A 25383-nucleotide genomic window follows, 5' to 3' on the forward strand; every position below is an offset into this window, starting at 1 on the left:
TGCTTAAAATTACTGGGGATCCCTCAGCCTATGGGGAGAGGCAGGGTGAGGGGAAATATCCTCAGCGCCTCACCGGTGCCCCGTTCGCCACATAATACGCGGCCGTGCTCTTCGCCAGCGGCTCGCGTCCGCGAATGACGTCGGCAATCTTTTCGCCGATCATAATGGTGGTGGCGTTCAGGTTGCCGGTGATGATCTGCGGCATAATCGACGCATCCACCACGCGCAGCCCTTCCAGCCCGTGAACGCGGCCTTCGCCGTCGACCACCGCCATCTCGTCATAACCCATCTTGCAGGTGCCGCACGGGTGGAAGGCGGTTTCGGCGTGGTTGCGCACGAACTCGTCCAGCTGCTCGTCGGTCTGGCAGTCAATACCCGGACTGATTTCACGGCCGCGGTACTTGTCCAGCGCGGGCTGGTGCATGATCTCGCGGGTAATGCGGATCGCATCGCGAAACTCCTGCCAGTCCTGCTCGTGGGACATATAGTTGAACAGGATCGCCGGATGCTGGTGCGGATCGCGCGACTGGATGCGCACGTGCCCACGGCTCGGGGAGCGCATGGAGCCGACGTGGCACTGGAAGCCGTGCTCTTTCACCGCGTTCGAGCCGTTGTAGTTAATCGCCACCGGCAGGAAGTGGTACTGAATGTTCGGCCACTCAAACTCTTCACGGCTGCGGATAAACCCGCCCGCTTCGAAGTGGTTGCTCGCGCCCACGCCGGTGCCGCCAAACAGCCACTCGGCGCCAATCTTCGGCTGGTTCCACCACTGCAGAGCAGGGTAGAGGGAGACCGGCTCTTTGCATTCGTACTGGAGGTACATCTCCAGGTGATCCTGCAGGTTTTCGCCCACGCCGGGCAGATCGTGTACCAGCGGGATATCGAACTGTTTCAGCAGGTCAGCGTTGCCCACGCCGGAGCGCTGGAGGATCTGCGGGGAGGCAATCGCCCCGGCACTCAGCAGCACTTCTTTTTTTGCCGTCGCTTTGGATGGGATGGTGCTTTCACCCTCCAGCCACTCGACGCCCACCGCGCGCTTGCCCTCAAAGAGGATGCGATCGGTCATGGCGTGGGTGCGGATGGTCAGGTTTGGGCGCGGTTTCGCCTGATCCAGATAGCCGCGCGCGGTGCTGGCGCGTCGGCCCTGCGGCGTGACCGTGCGGTCCATCGGGCCGAAGCCTTCCTGCTGATAGCCGTTGAGATCGTCGGTGCGCGGATAGCCCGCCTGCACGCCCGCCTCCACCATTGCCTCAAACAGCGGGTTCACGCCCGGTTTCGAAGTGGTGACGCTCACCGGACCGTCGCCGCCGTGATAGTCGTTCGGCCCCACGTCGCGCGTCTCTGCCTTGCGGTAGTAGGGCAGGCAGTTGAGGTAGCTCCAGTGCTCCAGACCCGGCTCTTTTGCCCAGTTGTCGAGGTCCATCGCGTTACCGCGGATGTAGCACATGCCGTTGATCAGCGACGAGCCGCCCAGCCCTTTGCCGCGCCCGCACTCCATGCGGCGGTTGTTCATGTACGGCTCTGGTTCGGTTTCGTACGCCCAGTTGTAGCGCTTGCCCTGCAGCGGGAACGCCAGCGCGGCGGGCATCTGGGTGCGGAAGTCAAAGCGGTAATCCGGTCCGCCTGCTTCAAGCAGCAGGACGGTGGTGTTCGGATCTTCAGTCAGTCGTGTAGCCAGCACGTTGCCGGCAGAGCCGGCCCCGATAATGATGTAGTCAAATTGCAAATAAACCTCCCGGTTAAAATATGGACTGGAATTTACCCATCTCAACCTGGATGGACTTCACCTGGGTGTAGCTCTGCAGCGTCATCACGCCATTCTCGCGGCCAATGCCGGAGTGCTTGTAGCCGCCGACCGGCATCTCTGCAGCGGATTCACCCCAGGTGTTGATCCAGCAGATGCCCGCCTCGAGCTGATGAATGGCGCCGTGGGCGCGGTTCAGGTCGGCCGTGACGATGCCTGCCGCCAGCCCGTAGTCGGTGTCGTTGGCGCGGCGAATCGCTTCCTCAATGGACTCATAGGTGAGGATGGACATCACCGGGCCGAAGATCTCTTCGCGCACGATGGTCATTTCGTCAGTGCAGTCGGTGAACACGGTCGGGGCCACCCACGCGCCGTTATCGAAGCCTTCGCCCTTCAGCACGTCGCCGCCGCACAGCACGCGCGCGCCTTCCTCTTTGCCTTTGGCGATGTAGCGCATCACGCTGTCGCGGTGCGGGAAGCTGACCATCGGACCAAAGTTGGTAGCTTCATCGAACAGATCGCCCGCGCGGATGCGGCCCACGCGCTCAACGATTTTCTGCTCAAACGCGGCTTTGAACTTAGCCGGAACAAACACACGGGTGCCGTTGGTGCACACCTGGCCGGAGCTGAAAAAGTTGGCCATCATGGCGATGTCCGCCGCGAGATCCAGATCCGCATCGTCAAAAATAATCAGCGGCGATTTGCCGCCCAGCTCCATTGTCACCTCTTTCAGGGAGGAGGCCGCGGCGTTCGCCATCACCTTTTTGCCGCTGGCGACGCCGCCGGTAAAGGAGACTTTGGCGATGCCCGGATGCTCGGTCAGGTACTGGCCGGTCTCCGCGCCCACGCCCGGCAGGACGTTAAACACGCCGTCCGGCAGGCCCGCTTCGGTGTAGATCTCGGCAAGCTTCAGGGCGGTAAGCGGTGTCACTTCGCTCGGCTTGAAGATCATTGCGTTGCCCGCCGCCAGCGCCGGGGCCGATTTCCACAGGGCAATCTGGATCGGGTAGTTCCATGCGCCGATGCCCGCCACCACGCCCAGCGGCTCGCGGCGGGTATAGACAAATGAGGTCTCGCGCAAGGGGATCTGGCTGCCTTCCAGCGCCGGGATCAGACCCGCGTAGTACTCCAGCACGTCCGCACCGGTGACGATATCCACGGTTGAGGTTTCGGAATACGCTTTACCGGTGTCGAGGGTTTCCAGCTTTGCCAGATCGTCGTTGCGCTCGCGCAGGATGTCGACGGCGCGACGCAGGATGCGAGAGCGCTCCATGGCGGTCATCGCCGCCCAGACTTTTTGCCCGCGCGTTGCGCTTTCTACGGCGCGATCGACGTCTTCGCGCCCGGCGGCCTGTACGGTCGCCAGGACTTCACCGTTGGCCGGGTTGATGGTCTCGAAGGTGCGACCGCTGGTGGCCGATGTATAACCACCATTGATATAAAGCTGCTGTTCTGCCATTCGGGACATAAATTCTCCTCGGTTATTCGGTCGGTAAATGCTGGCTGATAAAGTGGCTGGTCAGTGACTGCGCCAGGGGCTTATCCAGCGGCTTGCCGCTCAGCGCGGCGCGCAGCCACAGCCCGTCGATCAGTGCCGCCAGCCCGTAGCCCGCCTCCTGGGCCTGCTCGCGCGGAAGCTCGCGGCGGAACTCGTACACCAGGTTCGACAGCAGGCGGCGGCTGCTCACCTGCTGCAGGCGGTAGAGCATCGGCTGGTGCATGCTGCTTGCCCAGAAGGCCAGCCAGGCCTTCATCGCCGCGCTGCTCACCTGGGTTTCATCAAAGTTACCGCCGACAATCGCCTGCAGACGCTGCTCCGCGCTGCCGTTCGGCAGGGCGTGCAGGCGGCTTAATACCGCATCGCGCAGCTGGCCGGTGATGTCGCGCATGGTCGCTTCCAGCAGGCCGTTTTTGTCTTTGAAATAGTGACTGATGATCCCCGTGGAAACGCCTGCCCGACGGGCGATCTGCGCGATCGTCGCGTCGTGCATTCCCACTTCATTTATTGCTTCCAGCGTGGCGTCGATAAGCTGCCTGCGCCGGATCGGCTGCATCCCCACTTTGGGCATTATTGCCACTCCATTCATCAGCGTTGGTTAACCATTAAAGCGGTTTTTGATTGGACGTTCAATATAAAATGTGTCTTAATTGTTGCGGATTTGGATTTTAATAGTTACAAAAACAGTGAGGATACTGGATGACAGACCTTTCACAGGACAGAGAAAAAGACAAAATCAACCCGGTCGTTTTTTATACGTCCGCCGGGCTGATTTTGTTGTTTTCCCTGACAACGATCTTCTTTCGCGATTTTTCTGCCGAGTGGATTGGGCGCACCCTGAACTGGGTATCGAAGACCTTCGGCTGGTACTACCTGCTGGCGGCGACGCTCTACATCGTCTTTGTGGTCTGCATTGCCTGCTCGCGCTTCGGCTCCGTGAAGCTCGGGCCAGAGCAGTCCAAGCCCGAATTCAGCCTGCTGAGCTGGGCCGCGATGCTGTTTGCCGCGGGCATCGGCATTGACCTGATGTTCTTCTCCGTGGCGGAACCGGTCACGCAGTATATGCAGCCGCCGGAAGGGGCAGGGCAGACGATGGAGGCCGCGCGCCAGGCGATGGTCTGGACGCTGTTCCACTACGGCCTGACCGGCTGGTCAATGTACGCCCTGATGGGCATGGCGCTGGGATACTTTAGCTATCGTTATAATTTGCCCCTCACCATCCGCTCCGCGCTGTACCCAATTTTCGGTAAAAAGATCAACGGCCCGATTGGCCACAGCGTCGACATTGCGGCGGTGATCGGCACCATCTTCGGCATCGCGACAACGCTCGGGATTGGCGTGGTGCAGCTCAACTACGGGCTGAGCGTGCTGTTTGATATTCCGGATTCGATGGCGGCGAAAGCGGCGCTGATTGCGCTCTCCGTCATTATCGCCACCATTTCGGTGACGTCGGGCGTCGATAAGGGCATCCGCGTGCTCTCCGAGCTGAACGTGGCGCTGGCGCTGGGCCTGATCCTGTTCGTGCTGTTTATGGGCGACACCTCATTCCTGCTCAATGCCTTAGTGCTGAACGTGGGCGACTACGTGAACCGCTTTATGGGCATGACGCTGAACAGCTTCGCCTTCGACCGCCCGGTGGAGTGGATGAACAACTGGACGCTTTTCTTCTGGGCGTGGTGGGTCGCGTGGTCGCCGTTTGTCGGCCTGTTCCTGGCGCGTATTTCACGTGGCCGCACCATCCGTCAGTTTGTTATGGGCACGCTGATTATCCCGTTCACCTTTACCCTGCTGTGGCTGTCGGTGTTCGGCAACAGCGCGCTCCATGAGATCATCCACGGCAACGCAACCTTTGCACAGGAAGCGATGGCGCACCCGGAGCGCGGCTTCTACAGCCTGCTGGCGCAGTACCCGGCGTTCACCTTTAGCGCCTCCGTGGCGACCATTACCGGCCTGTTGTTTTACGTCACTTCGGCGGATTCCGGCGCGCTGGTGCTGGGCAACTTCACCTCGAAGCTCAAAGACATCAACAGCGATGCGCCGAACTGGCTGCGCATCTTCTGGTCCGTCGCCATCGGCCTGCTGACGCTCGGCATGCTGATGACCAACGGCATCTCGGCGTTGCAGAACACCACGGTGATCATGGGGCTGCCGTTCAGCTTCGTTATCTTCTTCGTGATGGCCGGGCTGTATAAATCGCTCAAGGTGGAAGATTACCGCCGTGTCAGCGCCAGCCGCGACACCGCACCGCGTCCGATGGGGGCCCAGGACAGGCTGAGCTGGAAGAAACGCCTGTCGCGCCTGATGAACTACCCGGGCACGCGCTACACCAAACAGATGATGGAGACGGTCTGCTTCCCGGCAATGGAAGAGGTGGCGCAGGAGCTGAAGCTGCGCGGCGCCTACGTGGAGCTGAAAAACCTGCCGCCGGAGGAGGGCGAGACCCTGGGGCACCTGGACCTGCTGGTGCACATGGGCGACGAGCAGAATTTTGTCTACCAGATCTGGCCGCAGCAGTACTCGGTCCCCGGCTTTACCTACCGGGCGCGCAGCGGGAAATCGACCTACTACCGGCTGGAGACCTTCCTGCTGGAAGGAAGTCAGGGGAATGATTTGATGGACTACAGCAAGGAGCAGGTGATTACGGATATTCTGGACCAGTATGAACGGCACCTGAACTTTATCCATCTGCACAGGGAAGCGCCGGGGAATAGCGTGATGTTCCCGGATGTTTGAACCATTTCGTGTATGAATGACAGGGCACCCGTAACGGGTGCCGCTTTCACCTGTCCTGAACGTGAAGACCGGTTTTCCAGATAAAGAAACTTACCGTGTCGACTAATTTTGAATCGGCCTCGGCATAGGTTGCCGCACTGTGTCCTCCCTGACGGTAAGCCAGAACCAGCACGCTGCGCGGCGAGCCGATCTCCTCTAAACGGGCGGCGAATTTTGCTGTTTGCCAAGGGGAAACGCGCTGGTCATGCAGGCCCACGGTTAACAGCACGGGAGGATAACGTTTTTCAGGTACCAGATGCCGGTATGCATCTATTTTCAATAAGTTTAGCCTGCCTGACGGCGTCAGCGGCGATCCCAGTTCGTCATAGTTCATCACGCCTATCGGAATGTTATCCAGTCGGCTGGTATTCAGCATCCCGGCGTCTATGGCCACTGCGGAAAACAGTTCCGGGCGACGGGTCATCGCCATACCCACGATAATTCCCCCCGCGCTTTCACCCCCGATTGCCAGTTTTGACGGTGAGGTGTAGCGACTGTCGATAAGATATTCCGCGCAACGGATAAAATCGGTAATGGAATTTTCTTTCTTATCCGCTCTTCCTGCTTCGTGCCATTCAGGGCCCATTTCACCGCCTCCGCGTACATGCGCGATAGCGAGAATACCGCCTTGTTCCAGCCAGAGCAGACGGGTCAGATCGAATGAAGGAAACGTACTCACGCCGTACGCGCCATAAGCCGTCAACCAGGTAGGGACCGAACCATCGCGCGCAATGCCTTTACGGTATATGAGAGTCAGTGGGACGCGAACATTCTCTGCTGTAGTGACCCATTTTTCTTCCGTCACATAGTCTGTCAGGGGCTGGCTTAATGGCGGTATTAACTCTGTTTTCTGGAGAATGTTATCCGCAGGTTGATAATGATAAATGACGGGGGGATTAAGCCAGCCCTGACGGGTGAAGAGAATGTCCTGACTATCGCTGCTGGCAAATATCGCACTCACGTCTTCATCTGCAGGGACCGGAATTGCCTGGTGGTGACTGATATCAGCAAACGGAATACGCATGAATTTACTGCTTCCGGCGTTATGATAAGCCACATAAAGTGAATCCCTACTCAGGCTTAATTGTGTTAACTCTCCGTTCGACCAGCTCATCACGGGTTCTTTGGTGGAGGCAGGAGCCGCCAGATTGATGCGTGAAATATCATAGCCTGAGGAGGCGTTATAGCTCGCCAGATAAATCCACTCCCCGGAATAAACAAAGGCAGAAACATTTTTATCGGTATCAACAATTTTGTTCCAGGTGAGTGTGCTGTTGTCATCCGCGTCTTTTTTAGCGGCAAAAAGGTAGCCTCCATAACCACTGATGGATTTTGAAACGTTAACAATCAGATATTCAGAATCAGGAGAGGTGTACAGATTAACGTTTTCGCAGGCTTTTTGTGCGAGTTCAGGGAGCGTGCGCCAGTCAAACGTCATAACGTCTCTGTCGTGCCCTATACGATGGAGGTAGACCTTGCCGCAGGTTTGTCGTCCTGAATCCTGAGTGATCGTGTTGAGACTATAATAAAAGGACTGATTATCCGCGGCCCAGACAACGCTGGGATAGCGAACGTCGGGTATATGCGTATCTAATACGACATTATCCACAACCCGGATAACGGTAATTCTCGTGCTTTCAGTCCCGTTTCTTGAGAGCCCAAAAGCCACATAGCGACCATCATGTGAAGGGCTAAAAAAATTAATCCCATAGCCAACAGGCGGATCAATGAGCACCCGTTCCGGTTTTCCCTTCTGTCTTACAAACAGCCGCAGGTATGGGTGTTCGACCGTTGAGCGTAGATAAAAACGATTTTGTCCCGCATCATAAATATCAGAAATAGTGGGGGCCGTATTCTCCAGCTCGCTTAACCTTTTCGCCAGCGCGTTTCTCCATGGAAGGGCCTGGAGTGTCTTTACCGTCTGGTTTGAGCGTTGATTTAACCAGCGAGCAGTCTGTTGGGGGTGAGTTTCCATCCAATGATAAGGATCCATGCCATCCTCATAGGGATTTTCGTTAGCATGAGCGAAAAAGAGACAGCCGAAAAATGCGAGGATAGTAATAATTATCTGCTTGCTGATAGGTTTTATTCTCGGTATCAGGCAATGTTTCATTTCTGGCTGGGCTCATGTTGTTCTGTTAGTGGCGTTAGTTGAATCACACGTTCAGCGGATGCGATAGTTGATTTTCTGTGCGCGATGATAATGCGTGTGATGTTTAACTTTTTGATGGCTGCATTGACATAGCTCTCACTCTCTTCATCCAGCGCGCTGGTCGCTTCATCCATAAATAATATTCCGGGTTTGCGATATAGCGCGCGCGCAATAAAGAGTCGCTGTTTTTGTCCACCTGATAATCCTTCACCGAGTTCACCAATTAGGGTCTCGTATCCCATAGGCATTTTTATAATCACGTCATGGATATAGCTGGCGCGGGCGCAGGCTTCCATCCACTCCTTATCGCCTTTATCATCAAAGCCACAAATATTTTCCCTGATTGATCCAGAGAACAACTTATCATCCTGCATAACGCAGCCGATAATTTTACGATAGTTGTTTAAACCCAGCTGTTGAATGTCATAACCGTCGATTGTGACGGAGCCCGAAAGTGGTTCAAATAACCCACAAAGTACTCTCATAAGCGTGGTTTTCCCCGCTCCTGACGGTCCTGTAATCGCCACGCTTTCACCTGCTGAAACCTTGAATGAGAGATTGCGAAAAACATCAGCGGAATGCTCGTCATAGCGATAGCTCAGCGCATGGGTTTCAAGAGTAACAGGTTGCATGGTATTTATGATTTCTCTGTCAGGCTTTTTCATTTCTCTTACGTTAAGCGCAATATCGGATACGCGTTCGTTATGAAGATGCATCATGCGCAACTTCATCAGAAAATTTGTCAGTGACCAGATTCTGTCGGCAAATTGTTCTCTGAACACGCCAAAAGCGATGAACATCCCAATTGTCATCGCGTTTTCTATGATGAGTTTTGAACCCAGCCATAACATTGTTATTTGTTCGCAGGCAATAATAAAAGCGTTTACCCCACCAAAAAGCAGATCCATTTTGGTGATTTTTATCTCTGTATTGATCGTGTCAATTTCCAGATTTAACCAGTGAGTGCCGCGTCTCTCACTCAAACCCTGCATTTTTACGGTCGCGATACCGTACAACGTTTCCATGAAATAGGACCGGGTGCGGGCATCTCTGATGAGGGTTTCTTCCGATAACTCGCGATAGGTACTGTAGGTCATTAGTCTGGTCAGAACATACAGCGCAGTAAAGCCTATGACTACGCCAGTCAGCCAGCCGCCATAAAGTATCATCATCACGATGACACCCATCATCATGGTTCCATCGATAAGTGCCCCAATGATGCTGCTGGTAAAAGTTTCCCGAAGCGTGTTCAGTGATCCAAAGCGCGACTGAATATCGCCCAGCTTGCGCCGCTCAAAATAGCTTAGAGGCAGCCGCACGAGATGGGTAAAAAGCCCGGACTGCCACTGCACATTGATAAGCGTCGTCATTATCAGCGAGGACCATGAACGTAAAGCACTCAACGCCACGCGCAGTAAAGTAAAGAGAAACAGGCCGATACAAATCACCGTTAACAAGCCCATATCTGCGGCGGGAATAGCATGATCCAGGGCGAGTTGAGTGCCTATCGGTATAAGCAGGTTGATGGTTTCAATAATGAGCGAATAGAAAAATATTTTGCCTAACATTCCCTTAAGGCCGTGCACCTTCGCGGCCAGGGACCTCAGGCTGAACTGATGGCTTGTTGGCTGTGCGGCAAATGTACTTCCGGGCCATACTTCGAGCGCTATGCCGGTGAAGTATTTCGACATCTCCTCCATACCTACTTTTCTTCGCCCCCGAGCGGGGTCGTGAAGTATGGCTCGATTCTGCTTCACGCTGACGAGTACCACAAAATGGTTAAAATCCCAGTGCAGGATGCAAGGAGTCTTAAGCGCGCTGAGTTCATTGAGATCGAGGGATAAACAGCGTGTTGCGAGTCCAAGTTGTTCAGCAATTTGCGTCATGCCTGCCAGTGTGGTGCCCCGTGCCGACAGGTTAAATTGTTGACGCAGGGCGATGAGGTTGCTCTGTTTGCCATAGTGGCTACAGATCATCGCGAGGCAGGCCAGGCCGCACTCTGACGATTCCGTCTGGTGGACCAGCGGAACCCGGGAGCGCAACTGGAGATCCAGCTGTTCGATGAGGGTTTTAAGAGAGCGTTTACTCATTTACCGGACCCCCGGCGCTATTTTTCATATCGTAGAAGGGTGAAAGCATCCACTGGTAGATTTTTCTTTTTTCCAGAAATAAGGTGCTTTGAGCCTGCATACCATTGCCTAAACTCAGACGTTTGCCCGCATAGGCAATGTTTTGTCTGTCAGGCCTGATAATAATTTTGTAGTAAGGGGCGGCCCCGGGTGAGGTCGCTTTAAGTGCCCCCTGATAGGTTTGCATCTCCTGAGGGGAGGCAGGGGAACGCGAGATAACCGAAATGGAGCCCCCAAACATGCCAAATTTTTGTGCCGGAAACGCCTCATAGCGAATGTTCACCCGGTCGCCAGGAGAAAGGTAGGGGACGGCATCATTAGGCACCCATGTGACAAGAGAAAAATGATCGATAGTCAGAGGGATAATTTGCAGGAGGCTGTCGCCTGGTTTGATCATCTGCCCAACAGTAACGCTCAGGGAGTCTACCCGCCCGTCAGACATTGCCCGGATGATAATTGCGCCCCCGGCATCAATATTTAGACGCTCTTTTTGCAGCTCGTAGCGCTGAAGCTCCATCTGGTGGATCTGGTTATCAAATTCGGCAGCCTGAGTTTGAATCTGGCTTTCGAGAGTGGTCACCTGCAACGCGTTCTGATCGCTTTGAGCAGACAAATTAAGCATATTATTTTGTCGCTCGTAGTATAAGGCTATCTGGTTTATCAACTGATCCTGCGTGATAAGTCCGCGCGCTTGATAATGCCGATAGTTTTCCATGTTCGTTTTCATGACGCGAATGCCTTCCTGGGCTTGTGCGATAATGTCTGAGGATCGTTTGAGTGCAGCACTGTATTGCTCTTTTTGTTTTTTTAGCATTTCCAGGGTGTTTCTTTTATTCTCCTGAAGAAGATCCGTGATTTGAGCAATACGTGTAAGTTGGTTATCGACATCCATTCGCTGGTTATCACTCACAACACCGCTACGCGTGCTTTTACTAACATCAATCATGTAGATAGCATCGCCTGTTTTGAGCAGTTGACCTTCAGTGACAAACTGTTTAACTACAACGCCCTGGACACTGGCATACACATTTGATGAGCGGGGATACGTGGATATCTCACCCATCACTGTGATCCTTCTTGTATAGCTGAATGTCAAAATGAAAACGATAAAGGCAACAATAAAAAAAGCAGATAATCCGGCAACAAGCCAAATTGGAATACCAGGTAGTAATAAGGCCTTTCCCTGCCATCGCATTTTTTTGTATTCAACCGCTTGTTGGCGATACACGCATGCTATTCCTTTTGTAAAGCAAGTCTTTAGATTTAGCCTGATTCCAGGCGATCATTTTTAGCTGAATGGCGCCTGGTTATTCCACCTGTTCCAAAACGTTCACTGACTGTCCTGGCCATTAGCTCTCAGTCAGTAATGTTGACCCGGTAAAGATTCAGCCATCTTTTCCATTGCGTCCGTCATGTCCTCCGGGACCTCCTTTTCCGCCTTTGCCCCCTTTCCCGCCTGGGCCACCGTTACCGCCATCTCCTCCGTTACCTCCACGTCCACCATTGCCGCCGTTGCCGCCATTGCCTGACCCACACGTGCCACCGTTTCCTCCACGACCTCCGTTCCCACCGGCGCCCCCATTGCCGCCATTACCGCCGTCACATTGTGATCCTCCGGAAATAAGCTGCATCTCAGAATTCAGTAATTTTCGCATTTTCATCTCCTGATGAAATAAGTACATCCTTCACAATGGCCCACAATAAAAATCTATCGTGAGCCGTCGTATTCGCTGTTAAGGGTGATTAACGGCGTCCGCCATTATTACCACCACCACAGTTTCCGCCATTACCGCCGTTGCCGCCATTACCCCCACGGCCACCATTACCACCATTGCCGCCGTTACAGGTACCACCGTTACCGCCACTGTTACCATTGCCGTTACCACTGTGATTACCGTTCCCGTTACCAGCACCAATTCCACCAGCGACACTGCTCATTTCATTTTGGTTTAATTCACGCATTATACTTTCCTTAGTGATATTGAGTTAATGTAAAACAGCGAAAGCATAATGTTCCTAAAATTATAAAATTGAAATGATTTATTTTGTGTTTATTGATTTTTTTATCTTGGTATTTTTGATCTGGCTCGAGGTTTTATGGCTGAGTTCTGTTATGAAAAAAAACTGCTCGCATACTTTTAAATGCTCAAGGAAAATTTTGGTGGCTATTATAAATGGTAGGGAGGGGCTTAACATTTTTTCCCGGTGGGTGTACGTTTATTTGATCGGTGGCTATAGGGGAGGATGGTTTTGTTATTATTCATCTGGTATTAATTAAACCTAAATGGCTGGAGAAATAAACAGGGCAGCATTATTCCTGAACGACAATCATTGTATATACCTCTCCATTAACACGTTGCCAGGCGAGGCTAAAGCATTTTCCCTGCTGATAACGGCCTGCCGGATGGCTGAGCGTCAACGCGATAGTTTGCTGATTCAACGCCGTGACCCGTGCACAATCGAATCCCATGTAGCGCCTTGCCGTAGGGAACAGTGCTTTAAACAAACTTTCTTTGGCGCTGAATGCAAGCGTCAATACCAGCGCAAAGGGGTAGCCCGAGCGCGTCAGGCACATCGCTTCCTGTGCATCAATGATGCCGTCCTGGATTTCGCGGGCTTCACGGTCAGGAAGAATGGCTTCGCAATCAATACCCACAAGCGCATCTGGATGACGGACGGCAACCGCCATCGCCTGCGTGCCGCTGTGGGTGATGCTTCCTGAAACGCCTTCCGGCCAGAGCGGTTCACCGCTGGGGCCGATGCCGGGCACGGTGTGGTCAGGTAAGGCATGCGCGGCGGCGATGCGGCCTGCCAGATGCTCGGCTTTGCGTTTGCGCCCGGCGTTTGCAAGCTCGGCGTGGTGGGGGAGCCAGAGGAGATCGGCGTCGGTGAAGGTGGTTGGGTCGAAGGTGACGTGGTGAACGGTGTGGCCGGCGAGAATGAACGTGGTGTGGGTTGTGTGCATGGTTTTTCCTTCAGAATTGTGCGGCCTGATGCCCTCACCCCGGCCCTCTCCCACGGGGAGAGGGAGCAAACACTAAAAACGGCAACGGGGTTGCCGTTTTGCTTTCACCTCGTCCTCACCCCAGCCCTCTCCCACAGGGAGAGGGAGGCGTTGTTGCCTTTATCAGAAACGCGTATTCACGCTCATATACCACGTGCGGCCTGGCTCATTATAGGTATAAGCCCCCGCGCCGTACATATACGCACCGGTGGTGGCGTTGCCCGTGGTCTGGGCATTACCCGCGCGCCACTGGCGCTTGTCGAAGACGTTATCCACGCCGCCGGTCAGGCTGACGTTTTTGGTCATGTCCCAGGTTGCGCTCAGGCCCACGATGCTGTACGGACTGACTTCGTCTTTCTCAGACCCGGTCACCGGCTGACCTTTGTAATTGTACTTCTTCGGCTGCTGCTTGCCGTACCAGGTAAAGGTCGACTGGAGCGACACGTCCTGATGCACCTGCCAGCTCAGGGTTGAGTTCAGCGTGTACTCCGGAATGATCGACAGACGGTCGCCGGTCTCCTTGTTCTTGCTCTGCAGCATGTAGGTGATGTTGTTGGTCCAGTTAATCGTGTCGCTGACCGGCACGTTCAGGGAGCCTTCCAGACCTTCAACCACCGCCTTCGGCACGTTTTCCCACTGGTAGATATCCGTCTGCACTTTACCGGAAGAGGTGTGACCAATCGGCGCGTAGCCCGCTTCAATCTTGTCGCGGTAGTCGTTGCGGAACCAGGTGACGCCCGCCAGCCAGCCGTCGTGTTTCCACTCCAGGCCAATCTCTTTGTTGATGCTGGTTTCGGCCTTCAGGTCGTCGTTACCCATCATGTAGCAGCCCACGCCGTCGGAGCTGGCGTAGCAGCCCTGGCCTTTGCTGTAGAGCAGGTAGTTCGGGTTGGTCTGGTACAGGCTCGGCGCCTTATAGGCGCGGGCGATCCCCATCTTCAGCGTGAAGTCATCCCCCAGACCCTGCGACAGGTTAAGTGACGGGCTCCAGTTGTTGCCGACGATGGTGTGATGGTCGAAGCGCAGGGCAGGGGTCAGCATGGTGCTGTCGGTCAGCTCCATGTTGTTTTCGGCGAACAGAGAGAAAATCTCTGCCGACGTGTACGGGCTGCGGTCATTGCTCATGCCCGGAATGGTGCCGCCCTGCTGGGTTTGGGTGAAGGAGGTCGAGTCCTTCATGCGCTGCTGGTTCCACTCGGTGCCGAGCGTCAGGTTCTGGTTAACGAGGAAATCAATCGGCAGGTTGATTTCACTGTGCAGCATCACGTCGGCCAGATCGGTGTCGGTGAATTTATTACTGTTGAACAGGCCTTCCAGACCGCCCGCCAGCCCTTCGCCCAGACGGGAATTGCGGGTGTGTTCGTACTGCGCCCAGTTGCTGGTGGTAATGCCGTTATCCCAGCCGCCGTTCCAGGTCACCGCGAAGTTCTGGCGATAGATACGGTTGGTCTCTTTGCCGTAGTTCTTTTTCACCAGACCGCTGGAGCTGTTGTCGTTGTTGGTGTTCTGGGTATCACCGGCGTAGAGGTTATTCTGACGGCTGTAGCCCGCCTCAAATTCCAGAGACTGCATCGGCGCAAAGTCCCAGCGCACCACGCCGTTAATGTCTTTATTTTCCACCCCTTCACGGCCCGCGGGCAGCGTGTCGGCGTAGGCACCGGTTCGGTCAGACTGATGACCCTGGTTGATGTCCCACGCGTCGGCCTGGGTTTTGTCCAGATTTCCGAACATGCGGAAGCTGAAGTCGCCGCCCAGCGGGCCGCTCAGGCTGAAGTTAGTGCGTTTGGTGGAACCTTCATCCTTGTGCTCAGGCGCATTCAGGTAGGTATTCCAGGAGCCGTGCCACTGGTCGTCGAATTTTTTGGTGATGATGTTCACCACACCGCCTGCCGCACCATTGCCGTAGCGCGCGGCGGCCGGACCGCGGATCACTTCGATGCGCTCGATCATCTCCGGCGGCACCCAGCCGGTATCGCCGCGCGTATCACGCTCGCCGCGCCAGCCCAGACGGATGGAGTTACGGCTGGTCACCGGCTTGCCGTCGATCAGGATCAGGGTGTTTTCTGGCCCCATGCCGCGGATATCAATTTGACGGTTATTCCCGCGCTGGCCGCTGGTGGAGTTACCGGTCAGGTTAACGCCCGGCATGGTGCGGATGATTTCCGCCACGTCCCGCGCGGGCGGGTTTTTACGGATCTCATCGGCGGTGATGGTCGATACCCCCGGCGCCTGCAGATTCTGCTCGGCGGCGGTGATCACCATCGTGTCTTCGTGCTGCGCAGAGGCGTTGTTGTCGTCTGCCAGAGCGGGCAGCGCGACGCCGTAAATCCCTAAATTGACCAGCAAGGCCAGAGAGTGAATCTTCTTATTCATTGTACGTCCTGCTTTTGCGGTTGTTTTATGAGCGCTTCCCACAGCGCGGGCACTACGCTATTGCAAATGCAAATAGTTATCAATAATATTATCAATAAAATTTGCTCTGAAACAAAAAAGACTGTTAAACATGAGGTTATAAGGGTGACGGCGTTAACAACGGGCAGTGAAGCGTGGTGGCAGTCGAAAAACGGGCCTGAATGGAAGCCGGAAAAGGGAAACTATCGCGTCACGTTCTGGTGGCGTGACCCGGCAGGAACGCAAAGAACGTCACCGATCAAACGCGTCTGGCTCTACGTCACCGGCGTGACCGATCACCACCAAAATGCCCGCCCGCAGTCTCTCGAACGCATTCCCGATACCGACGTCTGGCAGTGGCAGGGCAAGTTCAGCCCCGAGTGGCGCGGAAGCTACTGTTTTATCCCTTCCGTGAATGAAAACGATTTTGCCAGTGTCGTGTTTGAAGGCGAGCAGCCGGAGCGCATGGCGCTGCGCGAAGGGTGGCGCAAGCTGCTGCCGCACGCGGTTTCCGACCCGCTGAATCCGCAAAGCTGGCGCGGCGGGCGCGGCCATGCCGTCTCCGCGCTGGAGATGCCGGGCGCGCCGGTTCAGCCGGGGTGGAATCATCCCGATACGCCGTATCAGCCGCCAGTCTGCATTGAGTGGGAAAGCGCGCGCCTGAAAAATCGCCGTCGCGTCTGGATTTTCACTACCGGGGATCATAGCCCGGAACACCCGCTGGCGGTGCTGCTCGACGGGCAGTTCTGGGCCGAAAGCATGCCGGTCTGGCCTGCACTGGCGTCGCTCACCGCCGAGCGCAAATTACCGCCTGCGGTCTACGTCTTAATCGATGTTATCGACATGGAGCATCGGAACCGCGAGCTGCCGTGCAATCCCGATTTCTGGCTGGCGGTGCAGGAAGAACTTCTCCCCCTTGTTAAAAAACGCGTGCCGTTTAGCGACCGCGCCGACCGTACGGTAGTGGCTGGCCAGAGCTTTGGCGGTCTCGCGTCGCTTTATGCTGGCCTCCACTGGCCGCAGCGTTTTGGCTGCGTGCTTAGCCAGTCCGGCTCTTACTGGTGGCCACACCGCGGCGGCCAGCAGGACGGGCTGTTAATCGAACAACTTAAAGCCGGTGAAATATCTCCTCGCGGGCTACGCATCATTCTTGAAGCCGGGCGCAACGAGCCGCTCATCTTCCGCGCGAATCAGGCGATTTACGCCGAACTGCACACACACCAACCGGTTATCTGGCGTCAGGTTGACGGCGGACACGATGCGCTTTGCTGGCGCGGTGGGCTGACGCAGGGGCTGATGACCCTCTGGCAGCCGCTTATTCACTAACGGAGTCTGTATGGAATTCAGCAATCCTTTCGATAATCCGCAGGGACAGTTCGCCATTTTGCAAAACGACCAGGGGCAGTACAGCCTGTGGCCTCAGCAGTGCGAACTGCCGGCAGGGTGGTGCGTGGTGTGCGAAGCACAGTCGCAGGAGGCGTGCCAGCAGTGGCTTGCCGGGCACTGGCAAACGCTTGAGCCGTCTTACTTTGTGGGGGAGAACGCATGAACCGTCTTCCTCTCGTCGCCGCCCAGCCGGGGATTTGGATGGCGGAACAGCTGTCCACGCTGCCAAACGCCTGGAGCGTGGCGCACTACACCGAGCTGAAAGGCGATATCGATGCGCCACTGCTGGTTAAAGCCATTGCGGAAGGCATGCTTCAGGCCGATACCCTGCGCATGCGTTTTGCAGAAGAAAACGGTGAGGTGTGGCAGTGGGTGGATGAGACCTTCATTCTGCCGGAACCGTCCGTTGTTCGCGTTGATTCCCACGCCGCCGCCGTGGCGCTGATGGAATCCGATCTTAACCAGAACCTGCGCGTCGACAGCGGTCAGCCGCTGGCATTTCACCAGCTGATTCAGGTCGGTGACAACCACTGGTACTGGTATCAGCGCTATCATCATCTGGTAGTGGATGGCTTCAGCTTCCCGGCCATTACCCGCCAGATCGCTGCAATTTATGCCGCGTGGAAAAAGGGCGACCCCACGCCTGAATCCCCGTTTACCCCATTTGCAGAGGTGGTGGACGAGTACCAGCGCTATCGCGACAGCGAGGCGTACCCTCGCGACGGCGCGTTCTGGGCCGAGCAGCGCAAACAGCTGCCTTCTCCGGTCTCGCTCTCCTCCGCACCGCTGCCGGGTCGTGCCGTGACAACGGATATCCTGCGCCTGAAAATCGCCGCCGACGGTCGTGCTTTTAGCCAGCTTGCGCAGGCGGCAGAAAAGGTACAGCGCACCGACCTGGCGCTTGCGCTGGTGGCGCTGTGGCTGGGGCGCCTCACCGGACGGCTGGACTACGCCGCCGGGTTTATCTTTATGCGAAGGATGGGGTCCGCAGCCCTGACCGCGACCGGGCCGGTGCTTAACGTCCTGCCGCTGGCGATCAATATCGATCCGCTGGAGAGCCTGCCCTCGCTGGCGCTGCGCCTGGCGAACCAGCTGAAAAAAATGCGCCGCCACCAGCGCTACGACGCCGAGCAGATCGTGCGCGACAGTGGGAAAGCGGCGGGCGATGAAGCGCTGTTCGGCCCGGTGCTGAACGTGAAAGTGTTCGACTACCAGCTGGATATCGACGGCGTGGAGGCCATCACCCACACGCTGGCGACCGGCCCGGTGAACGATCTGGAGCTGGCGCTGTTCCCGGACGAGCAGGGCGGGTTGAGCATTGAGATCCTCGCCAATAAACAGCGCTACGACGAGGCGACGCTGACGCGTCACGTCGCGCGCCTGAACGCGATGCTGAGGCAATTTGCAGCCAACCCGGACCTGCGCTGCGGCGAGGTGGAAACCGTTTCAGAACAGGAATATGCCCAACTGGCGCGCATCAACGATACCGGACTGGCGCTGCCGTCCACTACGCTCGCGGATCTGGTGGCGGAACAGGCGAGCAAAACGCCGGACGCCCCGGCGCTGGCGGATGCGCACGTTGAGCTGAACTATCGCCAGATGCGCGAGCAGGTCGTCGCGCTGGCAAACCTGCTGCGCGCGCGCGGCGTGAAGCCGGGCGACAGCGTGGCGGTGGCCCTGCCGCGCTCGGTATTCCTGACGTTAGCGCTGCACGGCATTGTGGAGGTGGGCGCCGCATGGCTGCCGCTCGACACCGGCTACCCGGACGATCGCCTGCGGATGATGCTGGAGGATGCGAAGCCGTCCCTGCTCATTACCACTGACGAACAGCTTCCGCGCTTTAGCGATCTCTCCGTCGAGACGTTTAGTTACAACACACTATTACCGACCGCGGGTGCTGAGCCGCTGCGGCTGGCGAAGCCGGAGCAGACGGCGTACATCATCTTTACCTCCGGCTCGACCGGGCGTCCAAAAGGGGTCATGGTCGGCCATACCGCCATCGTTAACCGCCTGAAGTGGATGCAGGACCATTATCCGCTGGGCGCGGACGATGTGGTGGCGCAGAAAACGCCGTGCAGCTTTGACGTGTCGGTGTGGGAGTTCTGGTGGCCGTTTATCGCCGGGGCGAAGCTGGTGATGGCCGAGCCGGACGCGCACCGCGATCCGCAGGCGATGCAAAGCTTCTTCGCCCACTATGGCGTGACCACTACCCACTTCGTGCCGTCGATGCTGGCGGCGTTTGTTGCCTCGCTGACGCCGGAAAACGCCGACTGCTGCAAAACGCTTAAGCAGGTGTTCTGCAGCGGCGAAGCGCTGCCGACGGCGCTGTGCCGCGAGTGGGAACAGCTGACCCGCGTGCCGCTGCACAATCTTTATGGCCCGACGGAAGCGGCGGTGGACGTCAGTTGGTATCCGGCATATGGCCCTGAGCTGGCGGCAGTTGCAGGCAACAGCGTGCCGATCGGCTTCCCGGTGTGGAACACGGGGCTGCGCATTCTGGATGCGATGATGCGCCCGGTACCGTTCGGCGTGGCGGGCGATCTCTACCTCACCGGCATCCAGCTGGCGCAGGGGTATCTGGGACGCCCTGATCTCACCGCCAGCCGCTTTATCGCCGACCCGTTTGCGCCGGGCGAGCGGATGTACCGCACCGGAGACGTTGCTCGCTGGCTGGATAACGGCGCGGTGGAATATCTGGGCCGCAGCGACGACCAGCTTAAAATTCGCGGCCAGCGCATCGAGTTGGGTGAAATCGACCGAGCGATGCTGTCGCTGCCGGACGTGGCCCAGGCCGTGGCGCACGCCTGCGTCTTCAACCAGGCGGCGGCAACGGGCGGCGATGCCCGCCAGCTGGTGGGGTACGTGGTTTCTGAATCCGGCTTACCGCTGGACCGCGACGCGCTGCTGGAATCGCTCAAAGCCCAGCTGCCGCCGCATATGGTGCCGGTGGTGCTGCTGCAAATCAGCGCGCTGCCGCTGAGCGCCAACGGCAAGCTCGATCGCAAGGCGCTGCCGCTGCCGGAACTGACTGGTAAAACGTCCGGACGGGCCCCGGAAAGCGAAACCGAAATCGCCGTCGCGCAGGCGTTTGCCGCGCTGCTGGGCTGCGAGATCAACGACATTGAGGCGGATTTCTTTGCCCTCGGCGGCCACTCGCTGCTGGCTATGCGTCTGGCGGCACAGCTTAGCCGTGCGTTCAACCGCAAGGTCACGCCGGGGCAGATTATGGTCGCCTCGACGGTCAGCAAGCTTAGCGCCCTGCTGGACTCGCAGATGAGTGACGAGCAGGCGCAGCGTCTGGGGTATGAAACGCTTCTGCCGCTACGTGAGGGCGACGGCCCGACGCTGTTCTGCTTCCATCCGGCGTCCGGCTTTGCCTGGCAGTTTAGCGTGCTGGCGCGCTACCTCAGCCCGCGCTGGTCAATCGTCGGCATTCAGTCGCCGCGCCCGGACGGGCCGATGCAGCAGTGTGCGGATCTGGATGGTGTGATTGAGCGCCACCTGTCTACGTTACGTAAGCAGCAGCCGCAGGGGCCGTATTACCTGTTCGGTTATTCCCTCGGCGGCACGCTGGCGCAGGGGATTGCGGCCCGCCTGCGCGAGCAGGGTGAAGCGGTTTCATTCCTCGGCCTGCTGGATACCTGGCCGCCGGAAACCCAGAACTGGGCGGAAAAAGAGGCTAACGGCCTCGACCCGGCGGTGCTGGCAGAGATCGAGCGGGAACGTCAGGCGTTTATCGCCGCCCAGCAGGGGCAGGGCTCCAGCGAGCTGTTTAACGCGATTGAAGGCAACTACACCGACGCGGTGCGGCTGCTCACCACGGCACACAGCGCGCGCTTTGACGGCAAAGCGACGCTGTTTGTCGCCGAGCGCACGCGAACCATGGATCCGCAGGCGGCCTGGGCGCCGTGGGTGTCGGAGCTTGAGGTGTACAGCCAGGATTGCGCCCACGTGGATATCATTTCACCGCAGGCGTTTGAGAAGATAGGGCCGGTGTTGAAGAATATTTTGGGGTAACGTCATAAGCGCCGGGTGGCGGCTACGCCTTACCCGTCCTACGGGAGCCGAGTGTAGGCCGGGTAAGGCGTAGCCGCCACCCGGCAATTACCGTCGACCTAACGGCACCACCAGCGGCGTTCCCGCCACCGGCTCGTCGATTATCATGCAGCGCAGGCCGTAGATCCGCGCGATCAGCTCCGGCGTAACAATCTCCTTCGGCGCGCCCTGGGCCACAATCTCCCCGTCTCGCAAGGCAATCAGGTGCGTGGCATAGCGGCACGCCTGGTTTAAATCGTGCAGCACCGCCGCAAGGGTGTACCCCTGCGTGCGGTTCAGCTCGCTCAGCAGCTCCAGCAGGTCAATCTGATGGCTGATATCCAGCCAGGTCGTCGGCTCGTCCAGCAGCATGATGGAGGTCTCCTGCGCCAGCACCATCGCGATCCACGCCCGCTGACGCTGGCCGCCGGAAAGGGTATCCACGCTTTGCTGAGCGAGATCGGTAATGCCCGTCGCCCGCATCGCGCGGTTCACCGCCTCGTCATCTTCCTTGCGCCAGCGGGTAAACAGCGGCTGGTGCGGATAGCGCCCCCGCGAGACCAGCTCCTGCACCGTGATGTCCCCCGGCGTGGTAGCGTTTTGTGCCAGCAGCCCGATGCGCCTGGCCACCTCTTTGCTGGCGAAGCGCTGGATCTGCTCGCCGTCGAGAAGCACGCTCCCCGCAACCGGCGTCATCAGGCGGCTCAGTGTGCGCAGCAGGGTCGATTTTCCGCAGCCGTTCGGGCCGATAATCGCCGTGAAGTGGCCGTCCGGAATGGCGACGGATAAATCACGGGCAATAATTTTTTTGCCGTAACCGAGGGTGAGATTTTCGCCGCGCAAGCGGGTGGTTGAATCTGTCATTTCTTGCGTGACTCCTGAACGAGCAAGACGATAAGGTAAATGCCGCCGAGGCTGACGGTCACCACGCCCACTGGAAGCTGGTAAGGCATAAACAGCCGCTGGGCGCAGAGATCGGCGGCCAGCAGCAGCAGCGCGCCGCACAGCGCCGCCTGAGTTAATCCCCAGCGCGCCGTCCCGCTTAGACGTCGTGCGATATGCGGCGCGACAAGGGCGATAAACGATATCGGCCCGGCGATGGCGGTGGAGGCGGCGGTCAGCAGTACGGCGACCAGCATCAGCATCAGGCGCGAGCGCTCAACGCCCACGCCCAGCGCGCAGGCGCTGTCGTCGCCCATCTCCAGCAGCCGCATGCGCCGTACCAGCAGCAGCGCGCCGATAAACATCAGCACAATCAGCGGTGCCGCGGGCCAGGTTTTGCCCCACGTCAGGCCGTTGAGGGAGCCCGCGTACCACAGCCCGGCGGAAAGCGCCGTTTCCAGCGAGGCCTGCAGCAGCAGCCATGTGTTAAAGGCCATCAGCATCGCACGTACGCCGATACCGATAATGATCAGCCGGAAGGTGTCGATGCCGTTGCGCCAGGCCAACAGCCAGATAACCAGCGACGTCAGAATGCCGCCCGCCATCGCCGTAAAGGTGATGGCCGTCAGGTGCTGGCCGAACAGCACCATCGCCACCAGCACGCCGCTCCAGGCCCCGGTATTGAGGCCCATCACGTCCGGGCTGCCGAGTGGGTTGCGCATCAGCGACTGGAAAATCGCGCCGCTGACGCCGAGCGCCGCGCCCACCAGAATGGCCATCGCCACGCGCGGCAGTCGCCATTCGGTGACAACCAGGGTGATATTGCGCGGCGCGCTGCCGAGCAGGGCGTCAAACACCTGGGTGAAATCAAGCGTCACCGCGCCGCTGCGCAGGCTCCACGTTGCCAGCAGCAGAATGGCGATAACCAGCAGGGAGACGCAGGCGACTAAACGCCGGGACGGAGCCATCATGCGCCACCTCCGCGTCTGCGTCGTACCAGGAAGATCAGCACCGGCGCACCGATAAAGGCGCTGACCACCGAGACGCGCAGCTCGCCCGGCACCAGCAGGCGGCCCAGCACGTCGGCAAACAGCAGCAGGGCAGGGGTCGCCAGCAGCGTAACGGGCAGGGACCAGCGGTGATCCGCCCCCACCAGCCAGCGCGCCATATGGGGCATCATCAGGCCGATAAAGGCAATCGGGCCAACCACGGCGGTCGCGCTGCCGCACAGTACGGTGATGGTCAGCAGGCCCGTCAGCTGCGTGCGCGCCACGCGGTTGCCGAGGGCAGTGGCGGTGTCGCTGCCGAGGCTCAGGCTGTTCAGCGCCCGGCTTAACGACAGCGCTACGGCGGCGGCAATCATCACCGGGATCGCCACCACTTTCAGGGTTTCAAGGGTGCGGATATCCAGCGAGCCGGCCTGCCAGAAGCGCAGCTGGTCGTAAACGTCCGGGTTGAGCAGGGCGATGCCGTTGGACAAGCCTTCCAGCACCGCGGCAAGCGCCACGCCCGCCAGCGTCAGGCGTACCGGGCTCAGCTGTCCGCCGCCCTGGCTGCCGGTAAACGCCACCACCAGCGAGGCGGCCAGCGCGCCGCAAAAGGCCATCACCAACTGTTCAGAGGGCGACGTTAACCCGAACAGCGCCGCGCCGAGCACGATGGCAAAGCTGGCACCGGAGTTCACGCCGAGAATGCCGGGGTCCGCCAGCGGGTTACGGGTAAGGGTTTGCATCAACGCACCGGCAAGGCCGAGCGCGCCGCCGGCCAGCAGTCCGGCAAGGGTGCGGGGCAGGCGGGCGTCGAGCACGATGACGCAATCGGCGCTCTGACAGGTGCCGGAGAGCGCATCAACGATAACGAAGGCGGGCAGCGGCTTCGCGCCGACCAGCAGGCTGAGTGCAATCGCCAGGCTCAATAGCAGCAATAAAACGGGCACGGCAATGGCGCGCACCGAAGAAGAGGAAAACGACATAGCAACATCCATGATTTGATAATGATAGTGATTATCGTTATCTATCTTATTTGGCTATGTTAGCATGTGCGCCCATGGAATGGGTAGAATTACACTCAAGGCTTTGTCATGAATCAAAAATCTTGGCTGCTCAACCTCAGCCTGCTCAAAACACACCCGGCGTATCGCGCCGTCTTTATCGCTCGTTTTATCTCCATTTTATCCCTCGGCCTGCTCGGCGTGGCCGTACCGGTCCAGATCCAGACTATGACGCACTCCAGCTGGCTGGTGGGGTTATCGGTGACGTTAACCGGCGGGGCGATGTTTATCGGTCTGATGGTCGGCGGCGTGCTGGCGGACCGCTACGAGCGTAAAAAGCTGATCCTGCTGGCACGCGGCACCTGCGGCGTGGGCTTTATCGGGCTGTGTCTGAACGCCATGCTGCCGGAGCCGTCGCTGATGGCCATATATGCCCTCGGGCTGTGGGACGGCTTTTTTGCCTCCTTAGGCGTGACGGCGCTGCTGGCGGCGACGCCCGCGCTGGTCGGGCGAGAAAATCTGATGCAGGCGGGGGCAATCACCATGCTCACCGTGCGCCTCGGCTCGGTGATTTCACCGATGGTCGGCGGCCTGCTGCTGGCGACCGGCAACGTGGCGTGGAACTACGGCCTGGCGGCGGCGGGGACGTTTATCACCACGCTGACGCTGCTGCGCCTGCCGCTGCTGCCACCTCCGCCGCAGCCGCGCGAGCATCCGCTGACATCACTGATGGCCGCTCTTCGTTTTCTGTTCAGTAACCCGCTGATTGGCGGCATTGCGCTGCTTGGCGGCCTGCTGACCATGGCGAGCGCCGTGCGCGTGTTGTATCCGGCGTTAGCGGGAGAGTGGCGGATGAGCGCCTCGGAGATTGGCCTGCTGTACGCCGCGATTCCGCTCGGTGCGGCCTGCGGGGCGCTGACCAGCGGCAACCTGGCGCAGAGCGCGCGTCCGGGGCTGATTATGCTGCTTGCCACGCTGGCCTCGTTTATCGCCATTGGCTTCTTTAGCCTGATGCCGGTCTGGGCGCTCGGGGTGATGTGTCTGGTGATCTTTGGCTGGCTGAGCGCCATCAGCTCGCTCTTGCAGTACACCCTGATCCAGACCCAGACGCCGGAAGGGATGCTCGGGCGTATCAACGGCCTGTGGACCGCGCAGAACGTCACGGGCGATGCCATCGGCGCGGCGATCCTCGGCGGGCTGGGGGCGATAATGAGCCCGGTGGCGTCGGCGAGCAGCAGCGGGTTTGTGTTAGCGATGGTTGGTGGGATTTTGTTAGTGGCGCTGGTGGAATTGCGGCGGTTCAGGCAGGAGAGTGTGGTGACCTTGTAGGTCGGGTAAGGCGGAACCGCCACCCGACAAAACGCCCGGTGGCGCTGCGCTTACCGGGCCTACGGGGATTG

General features: G+C 58.2%; 18 protein-coding genes. 5 read left to right on the plus strand and 13 right to left on the minus strand.

Going from position 1 to position 25383, the window contains the following annotated elements; all coding sequences use genetic code 11:
• Positions 1–61: 61 nt before the first annotated feature.
• The 3 genes from betA to betI are packed head-to-tail and all read right to left on the minus strand — an operon-like array spanning position 62 to position 3813.
• Positions 62–1726, minus strand: a complete 1665-nt coding sequence (betA, locus tag LJA86_RS01435) for a choline dehydrogenase (RefSeq protein WP_229225429.1) — start codon at positions 1724–1726, stop codon at positions 62–64.
• Between the two features lie 13 nt (positions 1727–1739).
• Positions 1740–3212, minus strand: a complete 1473-nt coding sequence (gene betB / locus LJA86_RS01440) for a betaine-aldehyde dehydrogenase (protein WP_032656123.1) — start codon at positions 3210–3212, stop codon at positions 1740–1742.
• 13 nt (positions 3213–3225) lie between these two features.
• Entirely contained in the window at positions 3226–3813 is a 588-nt protein-coding gene (gene betI, locus LJA86_RS01445) for a transcriptional regulator BetI (protein ID WP_229225431.1), read from the minus strand.
• A gap of 128 nt (positions 3814–3941) precedes the next feature.
• Here betI and betT point away from each other — a divergent pair, with 128 nt between their 5' ends.
• Positions 3942–5975 (plus strand): choline BCCT transporter BetT, encoded by a 2034-nt coding sequence (gene betT, locus LJA86_RS01450; RefSeq protein WP_024906970.1) that lies wholly within the window; start codon positions 3942–3944, stop codon positions 5973–5975.
• Between the two features lie 46 nt (positions 5976–6021).
• Here the strand turns inward: betT and LJA86_RS01455 are convergent, their stop codons facing one another.
• From LJA86_RS01455 to LJA86_RS01485, 7 genes are all read right to left on the minus strand, one after another.
• The gene (locus LJA86_RS01455; RefSeq protein ID WP_229225432.1) at positions 6022–8127 is read right to left on the minus strand and encodes a prolyl oligopeptidase family serine peptidase; all 2106 of its coding nucleotides are present in this window, start codon (positions 8125–8127) and stop codon (positions 6022–6024) included.
• Complete coding sequence (locus tag LJA86_RS01460) at positions 8124–10256, minus strand: peptidase domain-containing ABC transporter (protein ID WP_045909634.1); 2133 nt, start codon at positions 10254–10256, stop codon at positions 8124–8126. The genes LJA86_RS01455 and LJA86_RS01460 overlap by 4 nt, the downstream gene beginning before the upstream one ends.
• Positions 10249–11523: an HlyD family secretion protein gene (locus tag LJA86_RS01465; protein WP_167212087.1), complete on the minus strand. Its 1275-nt coding sequence runs from the start codon at positions 11521–11523 to the stop codon at positions 10249–10251. The genes LJA86_RS01460 and LJA86_RS01465 overlap by 8 nt, the downstream gene beginning before the upstream one ends.
• A 132-nt stretch (positions 11524–11655) precedes the next feature.
• On the minus strand, positions 11656–11898 hold the full coding sequence (locus LJA86_RS01470; protein WP_052714374.1) for a hypothetical protein: 243 nt from the start codon (positions 11896–11898) through the stop codon (positions 11656–11658).
• A gap of 140 nt (positions 11899–12038) precedes the next feature.
• A complete protein-coding gene (locus tag LJA86_RS01475) occupies positions 12039–12257 on the minus strand; it encodes a hypothetical protein (protein ID WP_045909632.1) in 219 nt (72 codons plus the stop codon).
• 349 nt (positions 12258–12606) lie between these two features.
• On the minus strand, positions 12607–13260 hold the full coding sequence (gene entD, locus LJA86_RS01480) for an enterobactin synthase subunit EntD (protein ID WP_229225434.1): 654 nt from the start codon (positions 13258–13260) through the stop codon (positions 12607–12609).
• Between the two features lie 162 nt (positions 13261–13422).
• Positions 13423–15672, minus strand: coding sequence for a TonB-dependent siderophore receptor (locus tag LJA86_RS01485; RefSeq protein WP_111967360.1), 2250 nt, complete (start codon positions 15670–15672; stop codon positions 13423–13425).
• A gap of 144 nt (positions 15673–15816) precedes the next feature.
• Here LJA86_RS01485 and fes point away from each other — a divergent pair, with 144 nt between their 5' ends.
• Genes fes through entF form a run of 3 tightly spaced genes read left to right on the plus strand, consistent with a single transcriptional unit; the run spans position 15817 to position 21093 of the window.
• A complete protein-coding gene (gene fes, locus LJA86_RS01490) occupies positions 15817–17016 on the plus strand; it encodes an enterochelin esterase (protein ID WP_229225436.1) in 1200 nt (399 codons plus the stop codon).
• 10 nt (positions 17017–17026) lie between these two features.
• Positions 17027–17239 (plus strand): MbtH family protein, encoded by a 213-nt coding sequence (locus LJA86_RS01495; protein WP_229225450.1) that lies wholly within the window; start codon positions 17027–17029, stop codon positions 17237–17239.
• A complete protein-coding gene (entF, locus tag LJA86_RS01500) occupies positions 17236–21093 on the plus strand; it encodes an enterobactin non-ribosomal peptide synthetase EntF (protein ID WP_229225455.1) in 3858 nt (1285 codons plus the stop codon). Before LJA86_RS01495 ends, entF begins: the two co-directional genes overlap by 4 nt.
• An 87-nt stretch (positions 21094–21180) precedes the next feature.
• Here entF and fepC read toward each other — a convergent pair whose 3' ends face one another.
• From fepC to fepD, 3 genes are read right to left on the minus strand one after another with little or no spacing between them, the layout of a single operon-like run.
• Entirely contained in the window at positions 21181–21975 is a 795-nt protein-coding gene (gene fepC, locus LJA86_RS01505) for an iron-enterobactin ABC transporter ATP-binding protein (protein ID WP_229225456.1), read from the minus strand.
• Complete coding sequence (fepG, locus tag LJA86_RS01510) at positions 21972–22961, minus strand: iron-enterobactin ABC transporter permease (protein WP_420294188.1); 990 nt, start codon at positions 22959–22961, stop codon at positions 21972–21974. Before fepG ends, fepC begins: the two co-directional genes overlap by 4 nt.
• The gene (gene fepD, locus LJA86_RS01515; RefSeq protein WP_229225458.1) at positions 22961–23965 is read right to left on the minus strand and encodes a Fe(3+)-siderophore ABC transporter permease; all 1005 of its coding nucleotides are present in this window, start codon (positions 23963–23965) and stop codon (positions 22961–22963) included. The genes fepG and fepD overlap by 1 nt, the downstream gene beginning before the upstream one ends.
• 108 nt (positions 23966–24073) lie before the next feature.
• On the opposite strand from fepD, the gene entS reads away from it, so the two are divergent.
• Positions 24074–25312 carry an enterobactin transporter EntS gene (gene entS / locus LJA86_RS01520; protein WP_229225459.1) on the plus strand — a complete coding sequence of 413 codons (1239 nt, stop codon included), beginning with the start codon at positions 24074–24076 and terminating at the stop codon, positions 25310–25312.
• Positions 25313–25383: the final 71 nt, after the last annotated feature.

Origin of the sequence: Enterobacter sp. TCD1-1, assembly GCF_020567405.1 — a bacterium.
GTDB classification, from domain to species: Bacteria; Pseudomonadota; Gammaproteobacteria; order Enterobacterales; family Enterobacteriaceae; genus Enterobacter; species Enterobacter quasiroggenkampii.

Bases quoted from the DNA above. Each gene is read 5' to 3' on its own strand.
- betB (WP_032656123.1), bottom strand. From the start codon at position 3,212: ATGTCCCGAATGGCAGAACAGCAGCTTTATATCAATGGTGGTTATACA.
- betI (WP_229225431.1), bottom strand. From the start codon at position 3,813: ATGCCCAAAGTGGGGATGCAGCCGATCCGGCGCAGGCAGCTTATCGAC.
- betT (WP_024906970.1), top strand. From the start codon at position 3,942: ATGACAGACCTTTCACAGGACAGAGAAAAAGACAAAATCAACCCGGTC.
- LJA86_RS01455 (WP_229225432.1), bottom strand. From the start codon at position 8,127: ATGAAACATTGCCTGATACCGAGAATAAAACCTATCAGCAAGCAGATA.
- LJA86_RS01460 (WP_045909634.1), bottom strand. From the start codon at position 10,256: ATGAGTAAACGCTCTCTTAAAACCCTCATCGAACAGCTGGATCTCCAG.
- LJA86_RS01475 (WP_045909632.1), bottom strand. From the start codon at position 12,257: ATGCGTGAATTAAACCAAAATGAAATGAGCAGTGTCGCTGGTGGAATT.
- entD (WP_229225434.1), bottom strand. From the start codon at position 13,260: ATGCACACAACCCACACCACGTTCATTCTCGCCGGCCACACCGTTCAC.
- LJA86_RS01485 (WP_111967360.1), bottom strand. From the start codon at position 15,672: ATGAATAAGAAGATTCACTCTCTGGCCTTGCTGGTCAATTTAGGGATT.
- LJA86_RS01495 (WP_229225450.1), top strand. From the start codon at position 17,027: ATGGAATTCAGCAATCCTTTCGATAATCCGCAGGGACAGTTCGCCATT.
- entF (WP_229225455.1), top strand. From the start codon at position 17,236: ATGAACCGTCTTCCTCTCGTCGCCGCCCAGCCGGGGATTTGGATGGCG.
- fepC (WP_229225456.1), bottom strand. From the start codon at position 21,975: ATGACAGATTCAACCACCCGCTTGCGCGGCGAAAATCTCACCCTCGGT.
- fepG (WP_420294188.1), bottom strand. From the start codon at position 22,961: ATGGCTCCGTCCCGGCGTTTAGTCGCCTGCGTCTCCCTGCTGGTTATC.
- fepD (WP_229225458.1), bottom strand. From the start codon at position 23,965: ATGTCGTTTTCCTCTTCTTCGGTGCGCGCCATTGCCGTGCCCGTTTTA.
- entS (WP_229225459.1), top strand. From the start codon at position 24,074: ATGAATCAAAAATCTTGGCTGCTCAACCTCAGCCTGCTCAAAACACAC.